20 protein-coding genes are annotated in these 25,795 nt (G+C 62.8%); 5 read left to right on the top strand and 15 right to left on the bottom strand.

Features of this window, described 5'->3' with window-relative positions; translation table 11 throughout:
• Positions 1 to 67 precede the first annotated feature (67 nt).
• The 4 genes from KEM60_RS10275 to KEM60_RS10260 form a co-directional block, all read right to left on the bottom strand.
• Positions 68 to 643: a flavin reductase family protein gene (locus KEM60_RS10275; RefSeq protein ID WP_219107468.1), complete on the bottom strand. Its 576-nt coding sequence runs from the start codon at positions 641 to 643 to the stop codon at positions 68 to 70.
• A complete protein-coding gene (locus KEM60_RS10270; protein ID WP_219107466.1) occupies positions 628 to 1,512 on the bottom strand; it encodes a PIG-L family deacetylase in 885 nt (294 codons plus the stop codon). Before KEM60_RS10270 ends, KEM60_RS10275 begins: the two co-directional genes overlap by 16 nt.
• 117 nt (positions 1,513 to 1,629) lie before the next feature.
• The gene (locus KEM60_RS10265; RefSeq protein WP_219107464.1) at positions 1,630 to 4,191 is read right to left on the bottom strand and encodes a sodium-translocating pyrophosphatase; all 2,562 of its coding nucleotides are present in this window, start codon (positions 4,189 to 4,191) and stop codon (positions 1,630 to 1,632) included.
• 185 nt (positions 4,192 to 4,376) lie between these two features.
• On the bottom strand, positions 4,377 to 5,645 hold the full coding sequence (locus KEM60_RS10260; RefSeq protein ID WP_219107462.1) for an aminotransferase class I/II-fold pyridoxal phosphate-dependent enzyme: 1,269 nt from the start codon (positions 5,643 to 5,645) through the stop codon (positions 4,377 to 4,379).
• Between the two features lie 135 nt (positions 5,646 to 5,780).
• Here KEM60_RS10260 and KEM60_RS10255 point away from each other — a divergent pair, with 135 nt between their 5' ends.
• On the top strand, positions 5,781 to 7,187 hold the full coding sequence (locus tag KEM60_RS10255) for an amidase family protein (RefSeq protein ID WP_219107460.1): 1,407 nt from the start codon (positions 5,781 to 5,783) through the stop codon (positions 7,185 to 7,187).
• Between the two features lie 81 nt (positions 7,188 to 7,268).
• On the opposite strand, the gene KEM60_RS10250 is transcribed toward KEM60_RS10255, so the two are convergent.
• The 4 genes from KEM60_RS10250 to KEM60_RS10235 all read right to left on the bottom strand — a co-directional run bounded on the left by KEM60_RS10250 (position 7,269) and on the right by KEM60_RS10235 (position 11,379).
• Positions 7,269 to 7,598, bottom strand: a complete 330-nt coding sequence (locus tag KEM60_RS10250) for a TfoX/Sxy family protein (protein WP_219107459.1) — start codon at positions 7,596 to 7,598, stop codon at positions 7,269 to 7,271.
• 132 nt (positions 7,599 to 7,730) lie between these two features.
• On the bottom strand, positions 7,731 to 8,744 hold the full coding sequence (locus KEM60_RS10245) for a zinc-binding dehydrogenase (RefSeq protein ID WP_219107456.1): 1,014 nt from the start codon (positions 8,742 to 8,744) through the stop codon (positions 7,731 to 7,733).
• Between the two features lie 152 nt (positions 8,745 to 8,896).
• Positions 8,897 to 10,813 (bottom strand): translational GTPase TypA, encoded by a 1,917-nt coding sequence (typA, locus tag KEM60_RS10240; protein WP_219107455.1) that lies wholly within the window; start codon positions 10,811 to 10,813, stop codon positions 8,897 to 8,899.
• Positions 10,814 to 10,893: 80 nt separating this feature from the next.
• Positions 10,894 to 11,379 carry an NUDIX domain-containing protein gene (locus tag KEM60_RS10235; RefSeq protein WP_219107453.1) on the bottom strand — a complete coding sequence of 162 codons (486 nt, stop codon included), beginning with the start codon at positions 11,377 to 11,379 and terminating at the stop codon, positions 10,894 to 10,896.
• A gap of 155 nt (positions 11,380 to 11,534) precedes the next feature.
• On the opposite strand from KEM60_RS10235, the gene KEM60_RS10230 reads away from it, so the two are divergent.
• The 4 genes from KEM60_RS10230 to KEM60_RS10215 all read left to right on the top strand — a co-directional run bounded on the left by KEM60_RS10230 (position 11,535) and on the right by KEM60_RS10215 (position 17,043).
• Positions 11,535 to 14,015, top strand: coding sequence for a sodium-translocating pyrophosphatase (locus KEM60_RS10230; RefSeq protein ID WP_219107451.1), 2,481 nt, complete (start codon positions 11,535 to 11,537; stop codon positions 14,013 to 14,015).
• A gap of 129 nt (positions 14,016 to 14,144) precedes the next feature.
• Positions 14,145 to 14,576, top strand: a complete 432-nt coding sequence (locus KEM60_RS10225) for a CBS domain-containing protein (protein WP_219107449.1) — start codon at positions 14,145 to 14,147, stop codon at positions 14,574 to 14,576.
• 252 nt (positions 14,577 to 14,828) lie between these two features.
• Positions 14,829 to 16,049: a pyridoxal phosphate-dependent aminotransferase gene (locus KEM60_RS10220; RefSeq protein WP_219107447.1), complete on the top strand. Its 1,221-nt coding sequence runs from the start codon at positions 14,829 to 14,831 to the stop codon at positions 16,047 to 16,049.
• 190 nt (positions 16,050 to 16,239) lie between these two features.
• The gene (locus tag KEM60_RS10215) at positions 16,240 to 17,043 is read left to right on the top strand and encodes a type 1 glutamine amidotransferase (protein WP_219107445.1); all 804 of its coding nucleotides are present in this window, start codon (positions 16,240 to 16,242) and stop codon (positions 17,041 to 17,043) included.
• 117 nt (positions 17,044 to 17,160) lie between these two features.
• Here the strand turns inward: KEM60_RS10215 and KEM60_RS10210 are convergent, their stop codons facing one another.
• From KEM60_RS10210 to KEM60_RS10175, 7 genes are all read right to left on the bottom strand, one after another.
• On the bottom strand, positions 17,161 to 19,923 hold the full coding sequence (locus KEM60_RS10210; protein ID WP_219107443.1) for a sulfide/dihydroorotate dehydrogenase-like FAD/NAD-binding protein: 2,763 nt from the start codon (positions 19,921 to 19,923) through the stop codon (positions 17,161 to 17,163).
• A gap of 199 nt (positions 19,924 to 20,122) precedes the next feature.
• Positions 20,123 to 20,563, bottom strand: coding sequence for a deaminase (locus KEM60_RS10205; RefSeq protein WP_219107441.1), 441 nt, complete (start codon positions 20,561 to 20,563; stop codon positions 20,123 to 20,125).
• A 117-nt stretch (positions 20,564 to 20,680) separates the two neighbouring features.
• Complete coding sequence (locus KEM60_RS10200; RefSeq protein ID WP_219107439.1) at positions 20,681 to 22,123, bottom strand: VCBS repeat-containing protein; 1,443 nt, start codon at positions 22,121 to 22,123, stop codon at positions 20,681 to 20,683.
• A gap of 228 nt (positions 22,124 to 22,351) precedes the next feature.
• Complete coding sequence (locus KEM60_RS10195) at positions 22,352 to 23,017, bottom strand: HipA domain-containing protein (protein ID WP_370626354.1); 666 nt, start codon at positions 23,015 to 23,017, stop codon at positions 22,352 to 22,354.
• A 275-nt stretch (positions 23,018 to 23,292) separates the two neighbouring features.
• Positions 23,293 to 23,517: a helix-turn-helix domain-containing protein gene (locus KEM60_RS10190; RefSeq protein ID WP_370626353.1), complete on the bottom strand. Its 225-nt coding sequence runs from the start codon at positions 23,515 to 23,517 to the stop codon at positions 23,293 to 23,295.
• Between the two features lie 288 nt (positions 23,518 to 23,805).
• A complete protein-coding gene (locus KEM60_RS10185) occupies positions 23,806 to 25,122 on the bottom strand; it encodes an ATP/GTP-binding protein (RefSeq protein ID WP_219107435.1) in 1,317 nt (438 codons plus the stop codon).
• Positions 25,123 to 25,435: 313 nt separating this feature from the next.
• Positions 25,436 to 25,687, bottom strand: a complete 252-nt coding sequence (locus KEM60_RS10175; RefSeq protein ID WP_219107433.1) for a hypothetical protein — start codon at positions 25,685 to 25,687, stop codon at positions 25,436 to 25,438.
• Positions 25,688 to 25,795 lie beyond the last annotated feature (108 nt).

Genomic DNA, 25,795 nt, shown 5'->3' with positions numbered 1-25,795 from the left:
TCCAGATCTGTCGGCGGAGGCACTCCAGATTCCGGGCCGGGTCGGCGCCACCTCGGCAGCGGCACCCTCATGGCAAGCTCCGATATTCCCCGCGATAAAAGATCAGCGCATCGCCGGGGCGATCAGGCGCGTCCAGGGCGAGGACCTCCCCGACCACGATGTCATGGTCACCAGCGGGATACACGGCAGTGGTGCGGCATTCCAGGTGGGCGAGTGCCCCGTCGAGGAGCGCCACGCCGGTGGCTGGTCCCTGTCGGTGGGCAATCAGATCGAGCTGCCCGAGGAGGGGGCGTCCGCGCACGGCAAGCAGGTCAGCGGTGCTTCGTGCATCTGCTGTAAGGATGCTGACCCCCCAGACTCCGCTGTCCAGGACGGCGTCGTGGAATCGCGCGTCGACATGGACACACGCCAAGACCTGCAGCGGTTCGATCGACACTGAGGTGACGGAATTCGCGGTCATCGCGACATCGTGATCACCGACCCTGGTGGTCATCACAGTCACGCCGGTGGCAAACCGACCAAACACCCGTCGAAAAAGGGCTGTATCCACTCCGGAGGGGCCGAGTCCACCCTCAATGGGCGGTTGGACATCGCGCAGAGAGCCACCCTCAATGTCACGATGTCCGGTCACGGTGCCAGACATGGGTTGATCTCCTCCCCAGGGACGGCCGGGACGAGTTCGGTGGTGTCTGGGTCAAGGCGGACATAGCACTCAGTGTCCCCGGATCGGGCAGCGATGTGATTAGACAGCGCATGCCAGCCCGCCCCGAGCTGGACTTGAGTAGCGTGAGCGCGCAGCGCGGCATCTCGGCGGTCCAGGGCCTGCGGCGATCCGGTGACTTTCCAGCTGATCATCGCGCTGGGGACGACTCCCGGTGGATAGGGATCGTCTTGAGCCAGCAGGATGAGGTCACGATCGCTAGGAGCGTGTTCGCTGAGCCAGGCCCGGTCTTGTCGAGCTTGGTCCTGATCGACGACCACCGCCCACAACGCGGGACGGCGGTCAGGAGGAAGGGCAGCGACGGCGACACAGGTCGCCTGGTGGGTACGCAGATGGTCAGGATGATCGTAGCCACCTCGAGGGTCATAGGTGACCACGACATCAGGGGCGAGTTCAGCGAGCACAGCTCCGATGGCGGCTCCGACCTGAGCTAAGGGCGCGCCGCACAGCGCTCGCGGGTGCTCCATGGAGGGGGTGCCAGCCATGCCTGAGTCACGGTACGTCGCTGTCCCGGTGTCGGTCTCGCCGAGGACATGACTAGTTGCGCCGATCGCTGTCATCGCAGCGGCAAGCTCGCCGCGTCGGTAGGAACCGAGCGTGTCCTGTTGATCAGCGGCGTGGTGGGCCAGATCAGCTGGGATGATCTCCCCTTCGTCTCCGAGGGTCATGGTGAGCACGTGCACGTCGTCACCGTCGAGGACCCGTTGCGCTAGCGTCACCCCGGTCGCCAAGGTCTCGTCGTCTGGATGGGCGTGCACGAACAACAGCGTGCGTCGGGCAGATTCACTCATGATGCCTTCCACGGTAACTGCCCCAGCGAGGCTGCACACCCGAGCTGGCATCCGGAAGGGTGGTCCCAGCGTCGACGCTGGGACCACCCTCCTGCTTGGCTACTGTCAGCTGATCGGTCAGGGCCGGTCGCCTCGGCGTTCACGGTCAGTGAAATGCGACCCGACATCGTGGGCAGGCGGGTCCGGGAAAGGTGTTGGTCCTCCTGGCCCTTCGATCATGGTGCTGCTCGCGCTGTGCTGTGACCTGGTGGATGTGAGTGCACCGGCCCCGGAGAGCAGGGTGGCGGCCCCGTTCTCGTGCGGGAGATGACGCAAATGCGGCACCCGCGGTTGCAATAACGGATAGTCCGGGACGGCATGCAGGAAGGGCACGTTGGGTCCGACCTCATCGACAGCAGATTCCACTTCGGGCAGCTTCTGAGTGGCGCGGAAACGGGACCGGTCAACGGCCAAGACCACCACCCCAGCTGCTGCTGCGGCGATGAGTAGCCGCCACCAGAGACTGGCATCAGGACCAATAGACATGTGCACCACGGCGGGCGCAATCAGCACTGCCACCAGGTTCATCACCTTCAGCAACGGGTTGATCGCCGGACCCGCAGTGTCCTTGAACGGGTCTCCGACGGTGTCCCCGATCACGGTGGCAGCATGCGCTTGGGATCCTTTGCCACCGTGCGCGCCGTCTTCGACGATTTTCTTCGCGTTATCCCACGCGCCACCAGAGTTAGCGAGGAAAACCGCCATCAGAACTCCGGCGCCGATGGCACCAGCGAGAAATCCCGCCAATGCCCCAAATCCCAGGCCAAAACCGATGACAACGGGGGAGAACGCCGCCAACAACCCCGGAGTAGCGAGTTCCCGCAACGAGTCACGGGTGCAGATGTCCACCACGCGTCCATATTCGGGTCGCTCGGTGCCAGCCATGATGCCCGGGTGGTCTCGGAACTGTCGTCGTACCTCCAGCACGATCGCACCTGCGGCGCGAGTGACCGCGTCAATGGCCAATCCAGAAAACAAGAAGACCACCGCAGCGCCAGCAATCAAGCCGACGAGGGTTGGTGGTTCCACGATCGAGTACGACGAAGCGGCCGACGCGGTGGCCTGTCCAGCTGTGGTCAGGGCTGCAGTGACGGCATCGTTGTACGAGCCGAACAGGGCGGTCGCCGCGAGCACCGCAGTAGCGATGGCGATGCCCTTGGTTATGGCTTTGGTGGTGTTGCCGACGGCGTCGAGTTCGGTGAGCACCTGGGCGCCAGCCTCATCGATGTCTCCGGACATCTCGGCGATGCCTTGAGCGTTGTCGCTGACCGGGCCGAAGGTGTCCATGGCGACGATGACTCCGACAGTGGTGAGCAGACCACAACCGGCAAGTGCAATCAGGAAGAGGGAGACGATGATTGATCCACCACCCAGGAGATAGGCGGCGTAGACGGCGATGCCGATGATGGCTGCGGTATAGACCGCAGATTCCAAGCCGACGCCGATCCCAGCGAGGACGACAGTGGCAGGACCGGTCACGGAGGTGCGCGCGACGTTGCGGGTGGGTTCACCTTCGGTGCCGGTGAAATGTCCGGTGATGGTGAGGATGACCGCCGCCAGCGCGATACCCAGGAGGACCGCGAGGAAGGACACCATCCGGGGGTCTCGATCTAGGGTTGCCACCTGCGGGGAGGCGCCATGGAGCGCAGCAAAACTGTCGGGGAGCGCAAGATAGGCGGCGACCGCACAGCTGACCGCGGAGACGAATGCGGCGACGAGGAAGCCACGGTTGATGGCGGCCAATCCGTTTTCCTGCCCGCGTAGCCGGGTGGTCATCACCCCGAGGACAGCGGTGATGGCCCCGATGGCGGGAACAATCAGCGGGAAAACCATGCCGTGCTCGCCGAAAGCTGCTTTGCCCAGGATGAGCGCGGCCACCAAGGTCACGGCGTAACTTTCGAAGAGGTCGGCGGCCATGCCCGCGCAATCACCGACGTTGTCACCGACGTTGTCAGCGATGGTCGCTGCATTGCGTGGATCATCCTCGGGGATGCCGTGTTCGACTTTGCCGACAAGGTCAGCGCCGACATCGGCCGCTTTAGTGAAGATGCCACCGCCGACCCGCATGAACATCGCCAACAGGGCAGCCCCAAATCCAAATCCTTCGAGGACAGCAGGTGCTTGTTCACGGAAGAGCGCCACGACAAGTGCTGCGCCGAGAAGCCCCAGGCCAACAGTCGCCATGCCGACGGCGCCACCAGTGCGCACAGCCAGCCGAAAACCAGGTGCTCGCAGACCACAGCGGGCAGCAGCAGCGACCCGGACGTTCGCTTGGACGGCGAGAGTCATGCCGAGATAACCGATAGCGGCGGAAAAGGTCGCGCCGATGACGAAGAACACGCTGCGACCGGTGCGGATAGTCCAGTCATCAGCGGGCAGCAGGAAAAGTAGCCCAAAAACGAGAGCGACAAAGAGAGCGAGGGTGCGCATCTGACGACGCAGGTAAGCCGCGGCCCCTTCCTGGACGGCAGCGGCGATCTCGATCATGCGGGCGGTGCCGGAGTCCGCAATGAGGACTTGGTGTCTGAAAACGGCTCCGACGCCGAGCGCAGCGAGCGCGATCAGGCCTACGAGCAGGACGATCGTCATGCTTCCGGCGCTGAGTGTCGGTTCCGCTTGGGTGATGGTTGCGGACGGCATCGGCCCTCCCTTCCTCGTTGAAGGTCTGGAGGGTAGCGCCGTCGCAGGGCGGGCAGCGAGGGGGTTGTCGCTGTGGATCGCTGGATCTGGTCAGGGTCGTCGACAGGCGGTCGGGAAAAGCCGATGACCGGTCCGCCGCGGTGGACGGCGGATCACCCACCGCGGCGGAGCGGATTCGTGGCCGATTAGAGGAGCTGTTCTGCAGCTGCGATGATCACGCAGGTGGTGAGAACGGCCATCGCTTGCTGCAGATCCGCAGTGGTGGGGAAGGTCGGGGCGATACGGATATTCGCGTCGTGCGGGTCTACGCCACCGGGGTACGTCGCCCCGGCGGGGGTGAGTGCGACTCCGGCGGCCTTGGCGAGTTCGACCACGCGTCGTGCTGTGCCAGGCACCACGTCGAGACTGATGAAGTACCCGCCTCGCGGGCGGGTCCATGAGGCCACGCCGAGGGCGCCGAGATCGGTGTCTAAGGCGTCGATCGTGGCGGTGAATTTCGGGGCGATGAGCATCCGGTGCGCGTCCATGTGCGAGCTGACCCCGGCAGTGTCAGTGAAAAAGCGCAGATGACGGAGCTGGTTGAGCTTGTCAGGTCCGATAGAGCGGGCGACATCGCGGGCCAGGAACCACGCAACATTGGCGGGAGATGACGCGAAGAAAGAGACGCCTGCGCCGGGGAAGGTGATCTTTGACGTGGAGGCAAACATGAACACCCGGTCGCGATGGCCAGCAGCTTCACACTCGGGCAGGATGGCCAACAGGTCGTCGTGCTGGTCCTCAAGGTGGTGCACGGCGTAGGCGTTGTCCCAGTAGATCCGGAAATCGGCGGCGGCGGTGGGCATGGTCGCGAGCCGACGTACGGTCTCGTCGGAGTAGGTGACCCCGGTGGGATTGCTGTACTTCGGCACGCACCAGATGCCTTTGATCGTGGGGTCGTCTGCCACCAGCGCCTCGACCTCGTCCATGTCGGGTCCGTCTTCGGTCATTGCGACCGTCCGCAGGCGCACTCCCAGTTCGTCACAGATAGCAAAGTGACGGTCATATCCGGGGCTGGGCGCGAGGAAGGTGACCTCACCGGGACGCCATGGCGCGGTGCCGCCAGGCACAGTGTGGAAGAACGAACTGGCCACGCAGAGGTGCATCAACGCCAAGGAGGCATTGTCGCGGGCAACGAGTTGATCGACCGGGACATCCAGGAGTGGCGCAAACATGTCGCGCAGCTGGTGCAGCCCTTTGGGCGCCCCACCGTAGTTGCGCAGGTCGCCTTCTTCGCTGGTGGCATGTTCCCCGTCGCCGGGCAGGGCTAGCATCGCCTCGGACAGATTCAGTTGGGCCAGGCACGGTTTGCCACGAGTCAAGTCCAGCTTCATTCCAGCAGTGAGGAACTCGGCGTACCGGCGTTGAGCTTCCGGGGCGGCGGCGGCAAGCGCCTGGACGTCGACCTGTGCGGACATGAAGGGCCTCCGAGAGGGACGGACGGACGAGCTGTTGAGGTTACGCTACCGAGCACGGCAATGCCGGCCCCACCCCGGTGAGCTGCATCGGGCAGGTTGTCCGCCCGGTGGTCACGCTCCGGCATGATGAAGCTCATGAACGGTGACCCGCGGGACAGGTGGGACGAGACTGCGGTGTCTCTCGCGGCGCAGGTGCATGCGGGACGACGTACGGCGGTGTCGGCGGTCGAGTCGGCGCTCGCGCAGATCGCTGCCGGTGACGATCAGTTACACGCAGTGGAGACCGTGTGCGATGAGGCCGCGCTGAATGCGGCGCAGCAGGTCGACGCCATCATTCACGCCGGTGGGGATCCTGGCCCGTTGGCGGGTGTGCCGGTGGTGGTCAAAGCAGAACTCGACCTCGCCGGAGTGGTGACGACGTTCGGTGGACGGGCCCATTCCCTTCCTTCGCTCGAGGATTCCGAGGTGGTTCGTCGCCTGCGGGCAGCGGGAGCGGTGCCCGTTGCCACGACTCGGATGCCCGAATTCGGCCAGTTCCCGTTCACCGAAGGTGACTGGGGAGAAACCCGCAACCCCTGGGATTTGCGCCGCTCTCCTGGTGGCAGCAGCGGTGGCTCTGCGGTGGCAGTCGCTGCCGGGTGGGTGCCGCTCGGGTTGGGGAGTGACGGTGGCGGCTCGCTGCGAATCCCAGCATCATGCACTGGGTTGGTGGGTCTCAAGCCCGTCCGAGGGCGGGTCAGTACGGCGCCGTATAGCAACCTGTGGGGACCGCTGGGCACGCTTGGCCCACTGTCCCGAACGGTCCAGGACACGGCAGTGACCTATGACGTCCTTCGAGGCGCGACACGAGTTGACCGGTATGCCGCCCCAGCACCATCAATGACTTTTACCGAGGCCGCTGGGCGTGACCCAGGCCGGTTACGGATCGCGGTGATAGCGCGGAGTCCCTGGCCGGGAGTGACAGTGGACCCACGCGTGCGAGCGGTGGTACTCGACGTGGCGGGTCGATGCAGTCAGGCCGGGCACGACGTCAGCGAACTGACCTGTCGGTGGCCGGACGCGCAGTCAGCGTTGGTGCCGCTGTTTTATGCAGCAATCCGTGAGGAGAGCCGCCGAGTGGAGAACGTGCGACGGTGCGAGCGGCGTACCAAGGCCATGCTGCGGTCGGGGGCGTGGGTGCGTCCGCTGGTGCGGCTCGCCGCGATCCGGGAAGCGGCCCGGATCGCGCGGGGCGTCCGGGAGCGGTTCGGGGCGTATGACGTGCTGCTTTCCCCCACGATGGCGGTGGTGCCGCCACTGGTGGGGAGGGTGGCCGGCGCTGGGGCGGCCCGCACGTTACGACGGTCGATGCCATTGGTGGCATTCACGTCATTAGCCAATGTCACCGGACATGCCGCGATGTCAGTGCCTGGTGGGATCGTCGACGGATTACCAGTAGGCGTGCAGTTGTATTCCCCAGGCGGCGACGAAACAGCTCTGTTGCCACTGGCCGCACAGCTGGAGCGCTCACAGCCTGGCCGCAGGCCACCCTGGCCGTCATGAACGTGCCATAGGCCTGGCCCGACGTACGTCGTGTCGCCGTGATGCCGCGCCACGACGACGCCGGGCCAGCCCTTGGCGGGGTCACCCCTCGGAGGTGACGTATCGCAGGGACTCTTCGACCCAGAAGCGCAGTGCAGCATCATCGCCGATGACATCGGCATTGACAGCGATCCAACCGTGCCGTATCGAGCGGCCCCACCCTTGAGGCCGATCAGTGCCGATCCTGCTGAGCAGGTGGGCGGTGTCGGCCGGGTCGCATCGCACCATCAGTTGTCCCTGCGATCCGACTGTCATGGCCATCCGCTCATTGACCATGAAAGTCAACCCGCCGAGCATCACGACCTCCTTGACGACGTGATCTCCGACGATGGCAGCTCTGATGCGTTCGGCGAGACGCCTGTCGTACGCCATGTGATCCCCTCTCCGATCTTCGTCCCCAGATCCCCTGGCAGACAAACACGTCCATGATCGGGGGTAGATCCTTCCAGCGCCAACGCTGGGCGAGGCAAACCTGTCAGCGCCCCTGGCGCACCACCTCGACCGTCAGGGATGCAAGACGAAACGGATCGGATTTCCTTCTTTGCGTTCGAGGCGTTCAATCACCGCAGGTGCCTCTGACAAGGGGAAGGTGTCCGTGATCGATGTTGAAAAGTCCAGTCGGCCATGTTGGAGAAGATGGACGAGTTCTCTGACATGACCCGCTTCGCTGCCGTAATTCCCGATCACGGACTGACCTTTGAAAGCAAACGCCATGTCGGATTCGATCTCCAGGCCGTGCCCAGCGAGCCCGACAACGACCAGTCGCCCATGACGGGCCAGGACCTGTAACGCCTGGGTGCGTACCGCAGCGACCCCAGCAAAGTCGAACGCGGCATCCACGCCGTCCGGAGCGATCCCGGCAATGACCTCCGCTGCTTCGTCAGGGTGGGCCACCACGTCGGCACCCAGACACAACGCCCGGTCTCGGGCTGCGGGGAGTGGGTCGATCCCGATGATCGGGGCTGCCCCACTCATCCGCAAGAGTTGAACGGCGTGCGCGCCAAGCCCGCCGAGGCCCCACACCCCGATGGCTTCGCCAGCGTGCACATGGGCGGTAGCACTGACCGCCGCCCACGGGGTGGAGACTGCATCCGGGATGATCGCGGCCTGATCAAAAGACAAAGAATCAGGGATGGGCACAACCGTTTCAGCACGGGCTAGCGCATATTCGGCGTACCCGCCGTCGTAATCGACCCCACGAGTGAGAATCCGACCGGCGGGAGTGCGATGACCAGCCTGAAGGAGGACCCGCATGCCGGTCTCTAGGTGGTCAGGTGCCTCAATGCCCGGCCCACAAGCGTCAATGACACCGGCGACTTCGTGGCCAAGGGTGACAACATCACCGTCGAGGAACTGCGGCCGGATCACCCCTTCAACAAGGTGGACATCGGACAGGCACACCCCAGCCGATTTGACCTGAATCAGCACTTCTCCCGGTCCCGGGGTAGGCACCGGCACCTCCTCGACCGTCAGGGTATGGCTGGTCAGGTTGAGCCGAGCGGCGGCCATGGTGCGCATGCAGGAACCTCACAGAAGCTGGACAAATGGTGTCATTCACCAGTAGACACTGACGTCCGACTCGCTGTCCGCTCATCAGCAGATCTCCACGGCCACAAGGGATGCCCCTGACCTGGTCTCCCAGGTCAGGGGCATCCCTCATCGGCAAAAGGTCAGTTGTCGCGTTTAGCCTCGCTGCGCGCCCGAGCCGCCGCCCGAGCCCGTTCGGTCTGGTCCAGCACGACCTTGCGGATGCGCACCGCCTCCGGTGTGACCTCGACGCACTCGTCTTCCCGACAGAACTCCAAGCACTGTTCCAACGACAACTTGCGCGGCGGGATCAACCGTTCCAACACGTCCGCGGTGGAAGAGCGCACGTTAGTGAGCTTCTTCTCTTTGGTGATGTTGACGTCCATGTCCTCGGTGCGGGAGTTTTCCCCGACGATCATGCCCTCGTAGACCTCAGTGGTCGGCTCGAGGAACATCGTGCCGCGCTCCTGCAAGTTGAACATCGCGTACGTCGTCGCAGCCCCGGTCCGGTCGGCCACCAGCGACCCGGTCAGACGGGTGACAATCGGCCCGAACCACGGCTCGTAGCCCTCGAAGACGTGGTGAGCGATCCCCGTACCCCGAGTCTCGGTGAGGAATTCGGTGCGGAAGCCGATCATGCCGCGGCTCGGCACCAGGAATTCCATACGCACCCAGCCCGTGCCGTGGTTGACCATTTGCTCCATGCGCCCCTTACGGGCAGCCATCAACTGCGTCACCGCCCCCAAGAACTCCTCCGGGGTGTCGATGGTCAGTCGCTCGACGGGCTCATGGACCTTCCCATCCACCTCGCGCGTGACCACCTGCGGCTTGCCGACAGTCAGCTCATATCCCTCCCGGCGCATTTGCTCCACCAGGATCGCCAGGGCCAGCTCTCCACGGCCCTGCACCTCCCAGGCGTCGGGACGCTCAGTGGGCAGCACGCGCAATGACACATTGCCGACAAGCTCACGGTCGAGGCGGTCCTTCACCAAGCGTGCCGTGACCTTGGCGCCGCGGACCCGCCCCGCGAGCGGGGAGGTGTTGGTGCCGATCGTCATGGAGATCGCGGGTTCGTCGACCTTGATCAGCGGCAGCTGACGGGGATCCTCCGGGTCGGCGATGGTGTCACCGATCATGATCTCCGGGATTCCAGCGATCGCGATGATGTCACCGGGGCGCGCCGCACCACTCTCCAACGGCTTGCGCTCCAAGCCCTCAGTGATGAGCAGTTCGCTGACTTTGACGCGCTCCACGCTGCGGTCGTGCTTCATCCACGCGACCTGCTGACCCTTACGAATCTCCCCGTTAAACACGCGCAACAGCGCCAGACGACCGAGGAAGTTCGACGAGTCCAGGTTGGTGACGTGCGCTTGCAGCGGAGCTTCATCGTCGTACGTCGGCGCAGGAATGGTCTCCATGATCGTCCGGAACAGTGGCTCCAAGTCGGGGCTGTCCGGCACCCCGCCATCAGCGGGACGCTCGACGGATGCCTTGCCCGCCTTCGCTGAGGCGTAGACGATCGGGAATTCCAGTTGGTCCGCGTGGTGGTCAGCGTCCTCGATGAGGTCCATGAACAACTCGTAGACCTCGTCCTCGACCTCAGCGATCCGGCTGTCCGGGCGGTCCACCTTGTTGATGCACAGCACGACGGGCAGCTTCGCCGACAGCGCCTTCCGCAGCACGAAACGGGTTTGCGGCAGTGGGCCTTCACTGGCGTCGACCAGCAGGACAACCCCATCGACCATAGACAGCCCTCGCTCGACCTCACCGCCGAAGTCAGCGTGCCCTGGGGTGTCGATGATGTTGATGGTCACGCCATCGGCGCAGCCTGCAGCCCGTGCGGAAGGGCCGTTGTAGTGGATCGCGGTGTTCTTCGCGAGGATCGTGATGCCCTTTTCCCGCTCCAGGTCACCGGAGTCCATCGCCCGTTCGGCCACGTGATCGTGCTCGCCGAAGGCTCCTCCCTGCCAGAGCATCTTGTCAACGAGGGTCGTCTTGCCGTGGTCGACGTGAGCGACGATGGCGACATTGCGGATGTCTGCGCGGGTCTGTGAGGCCATATGCCCTATTGTCTCAGCCCTCAAGGTGTGCCTGAGACACAGCCAGGTGCTGATGGGCCGATCTGTGGCGTCGAGGACCGTCAGCGTCGAGACTCTGCGCCCATCAGCGCACCGATCGCGCGCACGACAGGGAGATCTCCGCCCAGCCAAGGCACGTCGTACAGCTCTGGAAGCGGCAGCCATCGAAGAAGGTCATGGTCCTGAAGAGGACGGGCCACTCCGTGGGTCACCTCGGCCCACCACACCCCCATCACATGCCGAGGCCCCAATCGCCACAGTGAGCCTTCTTCTGGACCGGGCAGGAAATCACCGATCCTGATATCCACCCCGAGTTCTTCGTGGAGTTCTCTGCGTGCCGCTTCAAGCCATGTCTCGCCCGGCTCGACTTTACCCCCCGGAAGTTCCCATCCGCCGGCTATTTCTGCGGGACGTGTTCGGCGCCCACCAAGCAATCTGGTCGGATGGTCGAGACAGTCGACCAGAGCGATACCAACCACGCCAACAGTGTCATCATCATACGGTCGACATCCCGGCAGGCCTGGGGAAGAAGTGCTGGTCACAGGCATATTCTGCCAGGGGTTCCGCGTGGCCCGCGCACCGGCCCCCAGGCGGGGACCTAGGTCCCTTCAGGGGAATTGTGCCAAGGACTGGAATAGAACCGCGCCTCGTTCGGCGCTGACAATTACATCCGACACACGCAACGGTGCGAGAACGGACCGTCATGTCTCAGTTGCCCCTTATTCCTGCCGTGACGGAAATGTCCGTTTTCGGCGTACCTGCCAGTCTGCCCGCCTCCAGTGAGGCTGATCTGGTTCTCCCCGATCTGAATCTCGTCTCTTTCTTCTCCGGGAGCATGGGCGGACGTGCCCTGCTGTCCCTCGGCCTGATCGTGTGTCTGTTCGGGTTGGCTTTCGGTTTCCTCACCTACCGCCAGTTACAACGCATGCCGGTCCACCCGTCGATGCGGGAGATCTCTGAGCTGATCTACGAGACTTGCAAGGCATATCTGATCCAGCAGGGAAAATTCCTGCTCATCCTGTGGACCTTCATCGCCGCGGTGATCGCGGTGTACTTCGGCGTGTTGATGCACTTCTCCCCTGGTCGAGTTGCGATCGTGCTGCTGTTCAGCCTGATCGGCATGGGCGGTTCCTACGCGGTCGCCTGGTTTGGGATCCGAGTCAATACCTTTGCCAATAGCCGTACGGCGTTTGCCGCCCTGCCGGGCAAACCATTCCCGGTCTACGAGATCCCGATGAAGTCAGGCATGAGCATCGGCATGGTGCTGATCTCCATCGAACTGATGATGATGCTGGTCATCATGCTGTTTCTCCCCGGGGAGATCGCGGGTTCCTGCTTCATCGGGTTTGCGATTGGTGAATCACTCGGTGCGTCAGCACTGCGCATTGCGGGCGGGATCTTCACTAAGATCGCGGACATCGGTTCGGACCTGATGAAGATCGTCTTCAAGATTAAAGAGGACGACGCCCGTAATCCCGGCGTGATCGCCGACTGCACCGGTGACAATGCTGGCGACTCGGTCGGCCCCTCCGCAGATGGTTTTGAGACGTACGGCGTGACTGGCGTAGCCTTGATCACGTTCATCTTGCTCGCGGTGCACGACCCGAAAATCCAGGTGCAGCTGCTGGTATGGATCTTCGTCATCCGCGCGGTCATGGTCATCGCTTCCGGACTGTCCTACGTGGGCAATGAATTCATGGCTCGTCGCCGGTACGACCATCTCGACAAAATGAACTTCGAGGTGCCGCTGTCAGCACTGGTCTGGCTCACCTCTGTGATTTGCATCGTGATGACCTTCTTGACCTCCGCGGCACTGATCAGCGACTTGGGCGATGGCACCTTGTGGTGGAAGTTGTCCGTGATCATCTCGTGTGGGACTCTCGCCGGCGCACTGATCCCGGAGTTGGTGAAAGTGTTCACCTCCACCCATTCCCGGCACGTCCGTGAGGTGGTCATCTCGTCCCGTCAGGGCGGCGCATCCTTGGACATCCTCTCGGGCTTGGTGGCGGGCAACTTCTCGGCATACTGGTTGGGAATCGCCATCATCGCGCTGATGGGCGGGGCGTATGCCATGAGTTCGATGGGCTTGGACATGGTGATGGTCGCGCCAGCCGTGTTTGCTTTCGGACTGGTGGCTTTTGGGTTCTTGGGAATGGGCCCAGTGACCATTGCTGTTGACTCCTACGGACCGGTGACCGATAACGCACAGTCCGTCTTCGAATTGAGCGTTATTGAGGAAATCGAGGGGATCGACGAGGAGCTGAAGCGGAATTACGGCTTTGATGTCGTCTGGGATCGCGCCAAGTTGCTGTTGGAGGACAACGATGGCGCCGGGAATACCTTCAAAGCAACTGCCAAGCCTGTCCTCATCGGTACGGCGGTGGTCGGCGCCACCACCATGATCTTCTCGATCATCATGGCGTTGACCGGTGGCATGAAACATGATGTGCAGAACTTGTCATTGCTGCACCCCCCGTTCCTGTTGGGTTTGATCACTGGCGGGGCCATCATCTACTGGTTCACCGGCGCATCGATCCAAGCTGTCACCACCGGGGCCTACCGTGCGGTCGAGTTCATCAAGGAAAATATCAAGCTAGAGGGCGCCACGAAAGCTAGCGTGGAGGATTCTCGCAAAGTGGTGGAGATCTGCACACAGTATGCCCAGAAGGGCATGTTGAACATGTTCCTCGGGGTGTTCTTCTCGACATTGGCTTTCGCGTTTTACGAGCCGTTCTTCTTCATCGGCTACCTCATCTCGATCGCTTTGTTTGGTCTGTACCAGGCGATTTTCATGGCCAATGCAGGTGGCGCTTGGGACAACGCCAAGAAGATCGTCGAGGTCGATCTGCACGCGAAGGGTACGGCGTTGCATGACGCCACCATCGTCGGTGACACCGTGGGTGACCCCTACAAAGACACCAGCTCGGTGGCGTTGAACCCGGTGATCAAGTTCACCACCTTGTTCGGCTTGTTAGCCGTGGAGTTGGCGGTGCAGCTCACTGAGCAGGCCGGATCATCCACCCTGACCCGTTGCTTGGCGGCGGCCTTCTTCGTCATCTCAGCCTATTTCGTATATCGGTCGTTCTACGGGATGCGGATCGGCGCGGGAAGTCAGGCGCAATCGATGCTGGACGGCGAATCGGGGATGGCCTCAGCATCGACACCGACGATCGCAGAACCCTGACATCTCAGCGAATATCTGCCCCACTCATCGCACGGCCCGTTCCGGTGATTTTCGGACGGGCCGTGCGGCGCTGTCCACGCACCGGAATAGCTCTTCCGCATCTGGGACCAAGGTCCTTACCGTGCCAGCATGCGTATCGCCGATGTGCTCAATTCAAAAGGACATTCGCACGTGGCCACGATCGCCCCGGACGCCGATGTCACCGAACTTCTCGCTCTGCTGGCCACGCACGGAATCGGTGCGGCAGTGGTCAGTGAGGACGGCGGGGACACCATCGCCGGAATCGTCAGCGAACGAGACATCGTCCGCCGACTGGCCGTGGCCCCTGACTCGCTGCGCACCTGTGTGCGCGACATCATGACGGTGCGGGTGCACACCTGCTCCCCAGAGACCACCGTGGCCGACCTGTCACTGGACATGACCCAACGTCGGATCCGCCATGTCCCGGTGGTGCGGGACGGCCGGATGGTGGGTCTGGTCAGCATCGGTGACGTCGTCAAGCACCGGATCAGCCAGCTCGAGCACGAAGCCGACCACTTGGCGTCGTACATCCAGCAGTGAGCTGCGGTGGGCGAGCGCTCAACCGATCAGGGATATCCCAACTGTCGGGGCGCTCTGGAGCGGTCCGTGGCGGGCGGCGGCCCCTCCTCCGCCGCCCGCCACGTTCCGCCCTCCTTATCGACGATGAGTCCTCCTTCACAAGAATTTTGGTGAGCGATTCCTCGCCGGTGCCGGGCAGGCCAGTGTCCTGCTGGTACGCCGGAGATGGCCCAGTGCGCCGGGGAAGGCGTCGGGGCTGACATCATGGGCGCCATGCGTCAGTTCACCCAGTCCGCGAAACTTCAGAACGTTTGCTACGACATCCGCGGCCCGGTGATGCAGGCAGCTCGGCAGATGGAGGACGAAGGCCATCACATCCTGAAGCTGAATATCGGCAACACCGCCCCCTTTGGGTTCACGGCACCGGATGCCTTGTTGATCGACATGATCCGCGAGCTCCCGGACTCGGCGGGTTACTGCGACGCCAATGGCATCGTCTCGGCTCGTCGGGCTATCGCCCACTATCACGCGGGCAAAGGACTGTCCGGCCTGGACTTAGACGATATTTTCCTCGGCAATGGGGTCAGTGAGCTGATCACGATGTCGCTGCAGGCCTTGTTGGATACCGGGGACGAGGTGCTGTTGCCTGCGCCCGACTATCCGCTGTACACCGCATCGGTCGCTCTGGCCGGAGGGACTCCGGTCCACTATGTCTGCGATGAGCAGGCTGACTGGGCCCCGGATCTGGACGATATCGAAGCGAAGATCACTGACCGCACGACCGCCATCGTCGTCATCAACCCCAACAACCCCACTGGTGCGGTGTATCCCCGGGAGGTGCTCGAGGGGATCGTTGAGATCGCTCGACGGCATCAGCTGTTGATCTTCTCCGATGAGATCTACGACAAGATCGTGTACGACGATGCCGAGCACGTCAGCACCGCCTCGCTCGCCCCTGATCTGCTGTGCTTAACCTTTAACGGGCTGTCTAAGGCCTACCGGGTGCCGGGTTTCCGCTGCGGCTGGATGGTCTTGTCCGGCCCCAAGGAGCACGCCCGGGATTACATCGAGGGCTTGTCCATTCTGTCGAACATGCGGTTGTGCGCGAATCATCCTGCGCAGCGGGCTGTGGTGGCAGCGCTGAGCGGTCCGCAGAGCATTGAGGACCTGATCCGGCCGGGCGGGCGCCTACTGGCGCAACGTGACTTGGCGCATGAGATGCTCAACGCCATCCCTGGCGTGTCGTGCACCAAGCCTAAGGGGGCGCTCTACGCCTTTCCCCGGCTCGATCCGGCCGTCTATCAGATCGACGATGACGAGCGTTTTGTGCTGGAGTTGCTGCGCGCTGAGAAGATGCTGGTCGTCCAGGGCACCGGGTTCAACTTCCCGACCCATGACCATTTGCGGATCGTGACTCTGCCGCATGTGGAAGATCTCGCCGAGGCCATGCACCGTTTCGAGCGGTTCCTGGGGACCTACCGGCAGCAGCACTGATCGGGGAAGACCTTGGTGCAGGGCTGGCCCGGCGGCGTCACAGTTGCGTCGGCCGGGCCTGTCACCAGGGATGACCATGTTGCCGACGGCATGACGCGTTAACAGATGCGGCGCTGAGTGAATCACTGATTCGCCCCGGTTCGTCAAAGACGCTCCCGTGGCGGGCCGGTCAGTCCCTACTCTGCTCGGTATGGCATACCGCCCGGTACTGGTAGTCCAGCACGAGGAGGACTGTCCCCCAGGGCACTTCTCGACATGGGCGGAAGAGGTTGACACGCCTCTTGACGTCCGACGGTGCGACCTCGGGGAGCCGCTCCCCGACACCTTGGACCACCACAGCGGGATGATCGTTCTCGGCGGCCCCATGGGAGCTTACGACGACGCTGCATACCCTTGGCTGACCGCTACGAAGGCGCTCATTATTCAAGCAGTCATTCACCCCACACCTTTCCTGGGGATCTGCTTAGGCCACCAACTCGCTGCAGCAGCCCTCGGCGGTCGGGTGGCCCGGCGCGCCCATCCCCGCCGTGGCATCTACACCCTCGGGGAACCCAGCGGGCTTCAGGACGACCCGATCTTCGGTGGGCTCGCCCCGACCAGCCCGCTGACCTTCTGGCACAGCGACATCGTCCGCCACGTTCCGCCGACAACCTCCGTCGTGGTCCACGACGCCCACGGCGACCCGGTTCTGGTCCGATTCGCCGAAAACGCCTGGGGGATTCAAGGCCACCCCGAAGTTGACGCTGAGATCGTTGGCCGCTGGGGCACCAACCTCGTTGCCAGCCCCGACGACGGCCCAGAGAGTCTCTCGCCCAGCGATGTCGCCTCTCAAGTTGCCCACGCTGACGAAGCCCTCGTCACGACATGGCGTCCTGTCGCGCATGCGTTCTACCGGACCACCCGTCTCGGGCCAGCGCACCCCGGCGTCCGAGCTGTGATCCCCCTGGCTCCCCCACCTCAGGTCAGCTCAGGAGGAGCGGTCCCCCGCCGTTGAGCAGCGGGCCCACGCCGTGTGGCCGGACCCCACCCACCCGGTCCGGCCACACCCTGAACGAACGAGGCCGCCACCGGATGTCACTCCGGTGGCGGCCTGCTGTCGGTCCGGCTGCGGTCACAGACCGCGCCGTCGCCTACTGTCCTGCTCTTGCTCACGGAATTGACCGAACCGCGGCAGGAACTTGTCCCAGTCGATGATGTGCGCGTCGATTTCCGGGCCGTCGATGCACGCATGTTTGCGCACCATCTTCCCGTCGATGATCACCGGCACCATGCAGGCACCACACATGCCAGTCGCATCCACCATGATCGAGTTCAGGCTCGCCACCGTCGGCACGCCGTACGGCGCGGACTGCTCCGCCACTGCGCGCATCATTCGTGGTGGGCCGATCGTCACGATCTGTCCCAGCGGCCGCGACGAGCCGCCGTCGAGCATCTCTTGCAGCGGGGTGGTCACGAAACCGGGCACGCCGTACGAACCGTCATCCGTGGTGAAGACCACCTCCAGCAGGTCGGGGAACTCCTCCTGCAGCTGGGGGATCCGCTCCCCCGGACCGGTCCAGAACATCAACTCCTCGGTCCGGAAACCCGCAATGAGAGTGACATGGTTCCCGGCACGCAGATGTTCCCGCACGATCGGATACACCGGCGGCAGCCCTAGGCCACCGGCAGTGAAAACCACCGTCGCGCCGTCGTACCGCTCGATCTCGCTGGGCTGTCCCAGCGGCCCGGCGATGCCCTCGAACCGGTCCCCGACGTGCATTCGGTTCATCTCGATGCTGGAGGTGCCCACCCCCTGCACCACCAAGGTGATCGTGCCCGCCTCGGCATCCCAGTCGGCCAAGGTCAACGGGATCAACTCACCATCGGGCCACCCCAGGCACCGCACGAACTGGCCCGCCCGTGCGGCCCGAGCCACCAGTGGTGCGTTGATGACGAACTCGCAAATCCCAGGGCTCAATTCTCGCTTGGCGATGATCTGTTGCGAGATCGTGCCCAGATCGGTGTATTCGCGGGCCTTGGCGACCATCGTCGGCACCTGTCGCGGATCGACATCAATCACGCCGACGATTTCTCGCGCCGCGGCTTGACCGTCACCAGCGGCACGGATCGCCGTGGACCCACCTCGGGCCGCGTCACCGCCGGTATAGACCCCAGGGATCGAGGTCAGCTGCGAACCTTCCTGCTCCAAGTCGATCGTGCCCCACTTGCTCGTGCGCATCTGCGGGGTAGCGTCCTTGATGATCGGGTTCGCCGAGTTGCCCAACGCCATGATGACCACGTCTGCGGGGATGGTTTCCCGTTCCCCGGTGGGCTTCGGGGAGCGGCGCCCGGAAGCATCTGGCTCACCGAGTTCCATCACGTCCACGTGCGCGGCAGTCACCGCGTGGGTCTCGTCGCTGCCGAAGAACTCACAGGGACTCCGCAACACCGTCAGCTCGATACCCTCCTCCAGGGCATGTTCGAGTTCCTCAACGCGAGCGGGCATTTCCTCCCGGGTACGCCGATACACGATCGTCACGTGGCCGCCCAACCGGCGCGCCGTCCGAGCCGCATCCATCGCGGTGTTGCCGCCCCCGATGACCAGCACCCTGCGGTCACGCACCTGCGGTAGCGGAGTTTCGTAGTCTTCCCGCAACCCCTGCATCAGATTGACCCGGGTCAGGAACTCGTTGGCACTCATCACCCCGAGGAGATGTTCGCCCGGGACGTTCATGAATCGTGGCAGTCCCGCACCTGAGCCAACAAAGATCCGCCAGAAACCAGCCTCGCGCAAATCTTGCAAGGTCGCAGTCTTGCCGACAATGAAGTTCGGGACAAAACGCCCGCCGAGAAGTTTGATTTTCGCGACGACGTCATCGATCAACTCGTTGGGTAACCGGAACTCGGGGATGCCATAACGCAAAACTCCCCCGAGCGCATGGAACGCCTCAAAAATCGTCACTGGGAAACCCTCGGCAGCCAACAAATAGGCGTTGATCAACCCTGACGGCCCAGAACCCACGATCGCCACTGGCGGCTTAGTCGCTGCTTCCCAGGGATTGGTCCGACCAGCAAAACGTCGGACCGCACTTTCCGGGTCGACCAATTTCTCCCGTTCCGGAAGGAACCATTCCAACTGCCCCACGGCCAACGGCTGCCGCGTCTGCAGGCAGACACCTTGGCATTGCAGCTCTTGCGGACACACCCGCCCTGTCACGTCGGGCAGAGGGTTCGCCGACTCGATCAACTCTAGAGCGTCATGGAAACGGCCCGATCCGACTAATTCCATGATCTGCGGGATGTGGATCTTGACCGGGCAGCCTCCCTTCGGCTCTTTGCGATCAGCCAGATGCACCCCGATCTCGCAGGGCTTGTCCTTGCACTGCTTGTCCCGCAAAGTCTCCAACCAGACAAACAGCTCGATCTCACGTTCGCTGTATCCCAGGTTCATATACCCCAGATAACCCTGGTTGACCAGGCCAAAGTCCTGCGAGCGCTCCTGCGCGTCACGGATGTACGGCGGGATCGAGTTCCCGGCTGGCCAGCCTTCTGACAGCCCATCAAACATGGGGTAGCGCTGTGACAGGTGCGCATCGAGAGCAGCGACAAAACGCTTCTTGAAGCGAGTAGTGAGCAGCCACAAAAAGCGCATCAATGCGCGCCCGTCCGCGTCGTCTACGAGGAGGATCTCCCAGAGGCGATGGGTGATCTCTGCGCTCAGCTCATTGTCTTGGAAGGCGAACACCAGTCGTTCGCAACCAGGGATGTGGGCGACATCACGGAAAGGCTCCGGGTCGACCCTCATCTTCTTCTCGAGCAGGAACATCTGTTCCGCAAATGGATCCGCAGTCGCCGTGGCCGGGGTGCCGGTCGGGTGCGAGTCGGTAGTCGTCATTGGCCTACCCCAGGAGTGAAGAGTCACGGTCGCCACGCGGCCGGGACCGTGCTGTTACGACCACGCCAGGCTACGACCGCCCCTCAAGCCGCGGGGTGACTAAAGTCCCGTGTCGAGCCGGACGACCAGACCACTCCTCTGAATTCCCAGAACGCCACCCTTCCCGAAACGGAAAAACAGGACATCACTCACGGAAAAATCAGCTAGACCAGGACGTCAACCCTGCGCGATCGTATTCTCCGTGCGGCCAGACCGCCCGGACGATCCCTGCCGCAGCCAACGCTTTGCGACATCCCGGACATGGCGGATCAGTAATATAAGCGGTCGCCCCTTTGGTATCGCGGGTCGCGAAGAGCAACGCATTGACCTCGGCATGAATGGCGATGCAGAAACCTGGCGTCCCCGGCCGGTCGTAATCACCCAGCTCCGGCACCACGTCGTATCCGAGCATCCCTCGCGGACAGGCCCCATCTATACAGTCCGCTTCCCCTGGAGCGGCACCGTTGTAGCCAGTCGCGATGATTCGCCGATCGATGACCACCACTGCCCCCACTCGGCGCCGACGGCATTTCGCTCGCGCCGATACCGCAGTGGCGATCCCCAAGAAATAGTCATCCCAATCGGGCACGTTGACAGACATTCTCGCAGCTTAGACGCCTCAGCTGGGCGACATCTCGCCGTCGACGTACTCCCACGTCGGCCGGGGTCGGGCCCCGCAATCCTCTCTCGGGGCCCGACTCGCTCATCCCTTGGCGTTTCAGCCGATCAGCGTCGCTGCATTCCAATACGTGCCGGGGATCTTCAGACGGCCTTTCCACACCCCGTCCCCATTAGTGGGGAACACGAAGGCATTGCCAGCGGTGTCGGTAGCTAAGACGTCGTCCAGTCCGTCTCCGTCGAAGTCACCAGAGCTGACGATCTGGCTGAACTTCCATCCGGTGCCCACGCTCTTACCCCAACCGGTCATCCGTCCAGTGGAGGTCACCGTGAACGACTTCATTTCTCCGCCTGGCAGGACGCCGTACAGGCGCGTGGGAGCCTTTGACCCGTTGCGGGTGATGATCCCGACGATTTGACGATATCCCTGCCAGCCGTTTCCGACGATCGTGCCGCCCGTCATCGTGCCGTCCGGAAGATAGGTGTATAGACGCATGTTGCCCTTGGCGTCCCGCGCGATCAGGTCAGGATGTGTGTCCCCGTTGACGTCACCGACCGGGATGATGATGTCCATTCCGTTCCAGCCATACCCGACCTTCATGGCGTTACTGAAGCCTCGCACCCCGTCACCGCGGTACACCCGCATCGTGCCGTCCTTGCCGCGGGCCATCAGATCGGTGAATCCGTCGCCGTCCGTGTCCCCGACAGAGCCGATCCAGTTCGTCGCAGTCCAGCCGGTCCCGCCACGCCAGATCGACACTGGTTTGGTGGGGGTGCCTGCCACGAAGACCAGCTGCCCATCGTTCATCACGAACTTCGCATCAGCGAAACCGTCACCGTTGAAATCGCCTCGCTCTCCGACCGGTTTAGGGGTGCACTGGTAGATCTCAATGTTGTCCAGGTCGACGGTGGTGGCGTCTTTCCCATCACGGAACCACTGGACCAGCAGATCGTTTTTCCAGGTGCCCTCATTCGCGCCGTCAGTCAGGTCAATCCGTTCGGTGCGCCACTGCGTGGTTGGTACGGCGGGGGTCGCCTTGTCAGCTGGTTTGACGAACCAGCCACCAGCTCCGTTATTGGACGAAACTGACAGGTCTTTTTCGCCGAAGTCGCCGCGCACATCGAACTTGACATACATGCGGGCCTTGCCAGGGGTGATGACCGTCGGGGTTTGCAAGATCTTGGTGCCGCCGGTGGCGCCCGGGCCGACATGATGCGCCCAACCGCCCTGCGCATCAGTCTGTACGGTGCTGCCTGTGCCCAACCAGGTTTTCCCGGTGCCATCGAATTTCTCGGTGGCTAAGGTCTGAGCGAGCTTCGTCGACCCAGTCGGGCAGTCCTGCCCGGGCGCCGGATTCACTCCCCACTCCAGACGCGGGTCGCTGCCCTCGTCCGGAGCCGAAGGCATCTCGGAAAGACGCTCTGGACGTGGGAGCGGGGTTGGTACGACGGCGAATGATGGGGCTGCGACCGCCCCAGAAGCTGCAGTGGTGAGCACCGCAGCAACTGCGACGGTGCGCATTCTGGTGGTGAGATGTTTCACGAAGTTCCTCCAGAGCGACAGGGATGATCACCGACCCGCTGTCCCTATGAAGGTGCGCTCCCCGAGTGGTCACAGGGGATGGATGCGACCACCCAGAGCATCACCGCTCGGACGCGCCCCCCGAATCAGTGGTGCCTCATGCACAGTCGCAGTGTCCTCCGGGGCCCTGGCGCGGAAGCGACGCCACTCCGCGCAATGCGCCGAGCTGACAGGGTGATTCCCACCACATCAACGGATCTGGTTCCTGCGCGCAGCTACTCGCCAGTCAGCAAAAACACTCGCCATGCGTTGGATCCTGCTGCAGGCTTGCTCACGGCTGAGGCTGCACTCGTCGGCCAACACGAGCAAAGCTTCAACCTCATCTGGCATCGCTTCAGCCCCCATGATCGATGTTGCGCGTGCTCGCCAAGGGTCAGGGGTCGGATTGACGTCAAATGCTGGGCACAGTGTCCACGAGCCGCGATCGGCGAGGAAGCCGTGGTTGCGCAGATGGTCATCTGTGTTACCACGTGCGACGCTGGCAACTACCCGGTCAAACAGCTCGTGATGATCCATTTTCGGAGAGCGCGAGAGGTCGCGGATGGCCCCTGCAATGTCGGCGTCATCTCGGTGGTCTCCGTCGCTGGCTCCCAGTGCCGTCATAGCACTGATGTAGCCGACTCTGTGCTTGTGGTCCGTGCGGTCGAACCGGCGCAAGACAAGCACGTTGCGCTCCCCCACCTGCGTCAGCACACGCTGTGGAGTCTTCATGCCTGCCGCCTGTAACAGATCCAGCACGGTGGCTTCCCAGGCCATGACATCCCACTGATCATTGGAATGCGGAAACTTCGCGATCGCCAACGCGCCTTCTTTGAGTTGCACGGAGGCTTTGGGCCGGGCACCGCCGAGTCCTATGTCGTACCCGTATTGAGGAGCTGTTTCACCGCTGTAATGGGATCCGGCTCCGAGGCGAACTGGTCAGCTGCATGGAGGAGCTCGGGAAGCGAGATCATCTGAGGAACGCGCGCCGGAGACCAGCGGCAGCGTCGGATCAATGCTCGTACCATCGCCCGCCAGGTAGTCCACGTCGTACAGGAACGTGGTCAAGATCCTGCCTCTCTGCCGGGTGAAGTGCGCTCGGCCAACTAAGAGCGGAACGCCAGCGCGATCGACGAAAACATCGACGGCGGTCATCGAACACGCTTCTTCGCAAGGTGGCCCGCCCTCAATCGGCCAATGTCGCTGTTCAGCGGGTCAATAGCGTCAACGGCCTGTTCGAGGACGCCCAAGGCACGCAACACCTGGGCAATATTTCCGAATCCCACTCCTGGATCTCCGGTCTCGATCTTCCGCAGAGTGTCACGGGTAATGCCGGCACGCTCGGAGACCTGCTGAGCGGTAAGCCCAAGCACCATACGCCAGCCTCGAATGTGCTCGCCGAACACGTTCATCTGCTCGTCAATCCGGTAGCCCGCCATCCGACGTGATCCTCTCACCTATGACGACGACAGCAGTCTTATCCAGCCTTTACGGCGATGAATTTCGTCAAAGGTCGTAGTTCCCCGACTACGCAGACGAGCAGCGAGCTGTTCGACGTACTGCGGCTCCGTCTGCTTACCCTCGGCAACAACAAGGAGTCGCGACACCAACTGACGGAGAGACTTGACAACCCGACGCCTCGACCCCTTCTGTCGACCCATCGCCTACTCCGCGCCCGTGTCCACGAGCGCCCCGAAAAGGCTTGGCGACAGACGCGGCGTACCGCCATACCTCCCAGTCAGATACCGCTTGGCCACGTTGGCGTCAGCATGGCGAGGGAAGTCCGCCAAGCTCGTCAACTCAGTGACGCCTTCGACGCTCCTGTCGGTGAACCACACTTGTTCCGGTTGAAGGGACACCTCGCTCAGCGGCGAGAGGACGTAAGACTCGTGACTCGTAAAGATGATCTGAGCCCCCAACACATTGACTTCACGGTCTGCGAATGCGCCCAGGAGCAGATCTAGCAAGTGCGGATGCAGACTAGCGTCGATCTCGTCGACGAGGATGAGTCCCCCGGTCCGGAGCGCCTCCAAGGCAGGGACAGCAATGGCTAGCCATGCCACCGTCCCATCGCTCTCGTCATGAATCGAAAACGGGGTGCAACCATCATCAGCGCCACAGTGAGTAAACAAGAGTCGCCGAACGACCGATTCGAGCAAGGGCTGATCCCGAACGTCTGGCCCTTCGAGAGGTTCCCGCTGGACCTCCTCCCGTGAGCCCTCACCCACGTTCATCGCTCGCATGAAGTTTCCAATAGCAACGCGCAGATGCTCCGGCAGGTCTCGCTCTTCTAGCGACACGTTGGCTACACCAATGTCGGCGACCTGGAGAAGGGACTGCAGATCCACAAATGTGATGGATCCATCAGCGAGCATGTTGGCGATCGCCGCGAGCCGTGCCTCACGGTGAGCGTGGTGCACCAACACGACGTCAAAGTGAGCTGTCAACTCGACGGCCACCCCATGGAAAAGTGACTTCGGCAACTGAAGCGCGCGACTCAATACAAGCTCGCGATCAGTCACTTCAACAGATGGCTTAAGTGTCCTTGCATCACGATCCCGGTCAAGCAGTGTGCGCCACCGACTGCTCGGCACATCCCGCAGCCACTCACGCTTCACCCCGCAAGCATCAATCTCAAACCCATACACGTGCCTTCTGCCGTCGGCGACGAACTCCAGTTCGTACGTACTGCTGTCGTCACGGCTCGCGGCGTCGAGACGGAACTGCACCCTCTGCATCGAGAGCAACGCCTGCCAGGAAGTCGAGGATTCCGCAACGGCCCGTAGCGCGAAGTTGAGCGCGTCAACAACCGCTGACTTGCCCGTGCCGTTGCCCCCGAAAATGCCCGCGACGCGGTAGGTAGCGGACAGCCAGTCGCCATCCTTCGGTGTCAAGGTGCGCAGACATGGACGAGAGAGGTCAACACTAACCTCATCGCGGATGCTTCGATGGTTACGCACCGTGAACTTCAGCAGGATCATAGACTCAATCCAGCACGCCCAGGTGATTGAACTGCGCGAAAATCGTCTGAGTTGGAGAGCTCAGCAGCCATTTGATGATCAGGCCTCGCCCTGCAGGCGCAGTGGAATCACACGTTGAACCGGAACTCCACCACGTCGCCACGACTAGCAAACATCTCAAACCTCCCACCGGTGACTCGCAGCTTCGTTTGGCGGGTTCTCGCAGGTTTGTTTGGCGGGGTCAGGTGATGCCGATGACGAGGGCGGAGCGGGCGGCTTCGACGACATCGTCGGTGATGGTGTTGAGCTTGTTGATTTGCATGATGCGCTCCATTTACTTGGAGGTGAAGTCCCCCTCGTGCTCCTCCACGATGTGAAGGGTCTTCACGTCCGTCCAACTCTTCAAAGCCTCTTGCTTGGCAATCTCTTCCTTTGACCATCCCCTAGCCCGCTGCTGTTGATAGTCACGCTGTTGCGTGCCACTCACGAATCCGAGTGCTCCCGCTGCCTGCATGGCAGCCATGAAAGTAAGCACAGCGCAGGGAACAGCTAAAACCAGCCTCTTCTTCATGGCATCCTCCAGCACCGAGCGTGTACACCTAGTGCCGCCACCATATATGTCGGGACAACCCTCGCCTAGGACCTGCGGACGTGAGTCCGTAAGTGCCAACCTTGATAGTCGCTAATCCGGCAA

It is taken from the genome of Austwickia sp. TVS 96-490-7B (assembly GCF_019331795.1).
Taxonomy (GTDB): domain Bacteria; phylum Actinomycetota; class Actinomycetes; order Actinomycetales; family Dermatophilaceae; genus Austwickia.
The sequence above is the reverse complement of the archived record's forward strand: the minus strand, read 5'-3'. Positions and strand labels throughout refer to the sequence as shown.

Excerpts from the sequence above, each read along its gene's own strand:
- KEM60_RS10210 (WP_219107443.1), bottom strand. The coding sequence starts at position 19,923 with ATGACGACTACCGACTCGCACCCGACCGGCACCCCGGCCACGGCGACT.
- typA (WP_219107455.1), bottom strand. The coding sequence starts at position 10,813 with ATGGCCTCACAGACCCGCGCAGACATCCGCAATGTCGCCATCGTCGCT.
- KEM60_RS10230 (WP_219107451.1), top strand. The coding sequence starts at position 11,535 with ATGTCTCAGTTGCCCCTTATTCCTGCCGTGACGGAAATGTCCGTTTTC.
- KEM60_RS10255 (WP_219107460.1), top strand. The coding sequence starts at position 5,781 with ATGAACGGTGACCCGCGGGACAGGTGGGACGAGACTGCGGTGTCTCTC.
- KEM60_RS10260 (WP_219107462.1), bottom strand. The coding sequence starts at position 5,645 with ATGTCCGCACAGGTCGACGTCCAGGCGCTTGCCGCCGCCGCCCCGGAA.
- KEM60_RS10190 (WP_370626353.1), bottom strand. The coding sequence starts at position 23,517 with ATGGTGCTTGGGCTTACCGCTCAGCAGGTCTCCGAGCGTGCCGGCATT.
- KEM60_RS10245 (WP_219107456.1), bottom strand. The coding sequence starts at position 8,744 with ATGCGCACCATGGCCGCCGCTCGGCTCAACCTGACCAGCCATACCCTG.
- KEM60_RS10270 (WP_219107466.1), bottom strand. The coding sequence starts at position 1,512 with ATGAGTGAATCTGCCCGACGCACGCTGTTGTTCGTGCACGCCCATCCA.
- KEM60_RS10225 (WP_219107449.1), top strand. The coding sequence starts at position 14,145 with ATGCGTATCGCCGATGTGCTCAATTCAAAAGGACATTCGCACGTGGCC.
- KEM60_RS10265 (WP_219107464.1), bottom strand. The coding sequence starts at position 4,191 with ATGCCGTCCGCAACCATCACCCAAGCGGAACCGACACTCAGCGCCGGA.
- KEM60_RS10235 (WP_219107453.1), bottom strand. The coding sequence starts at position 11,379 with ATGCCTGTGACCAGCACTTCTTCCCCAGGCCTGCCGGGATGTCGACCG.
- KEM60_RS10215 (WP_219107445.1), top strand. The coding sequence starts at position 16,240 with ATGGCATACCGCCCGGTACTGGTAGTCCAGCACGAGGAGGACTGTCCC.
- KEM60_RS10250 (WP_219107459.1), bottom strand. The coding sequence starts at position 7,598 with ATGGCGTACGACAGGCGTCTCGCCGAACGCATCAGAGCTGCCATCGTC.
- KEM60_RS10185 (WP_219107435.1), bottom strand. The coding sequence starts at position 25,122 with ATGATCCTGCTGAAGTTCACGGTGCGTAACCATCGAAGCATCCGCGAT.
- KEM60_RS10220 (WP_219107447.1), top strand. The coding sequence starts at position 14,829 with ATGCGTCAGTTCACCCAGTCCGCGAAACTTCAGAACGTTTGCTACGAC.
- KEM60_RS10205 (WP_219107441.1), bottom strand. The coding sequence starts at position 20,563 with ATGTCTGTCAACGTGCCCGATTGGGATGACTATTTCTTGGGGATCGCC.
- KEM60_RS10275 (WP_219107468.1), bottom strand. The coding sequence starts at position 643 with ATGTCTGGCACCGTGACCGGACATCGTGACATTGAGGGTGGCTCTCTG.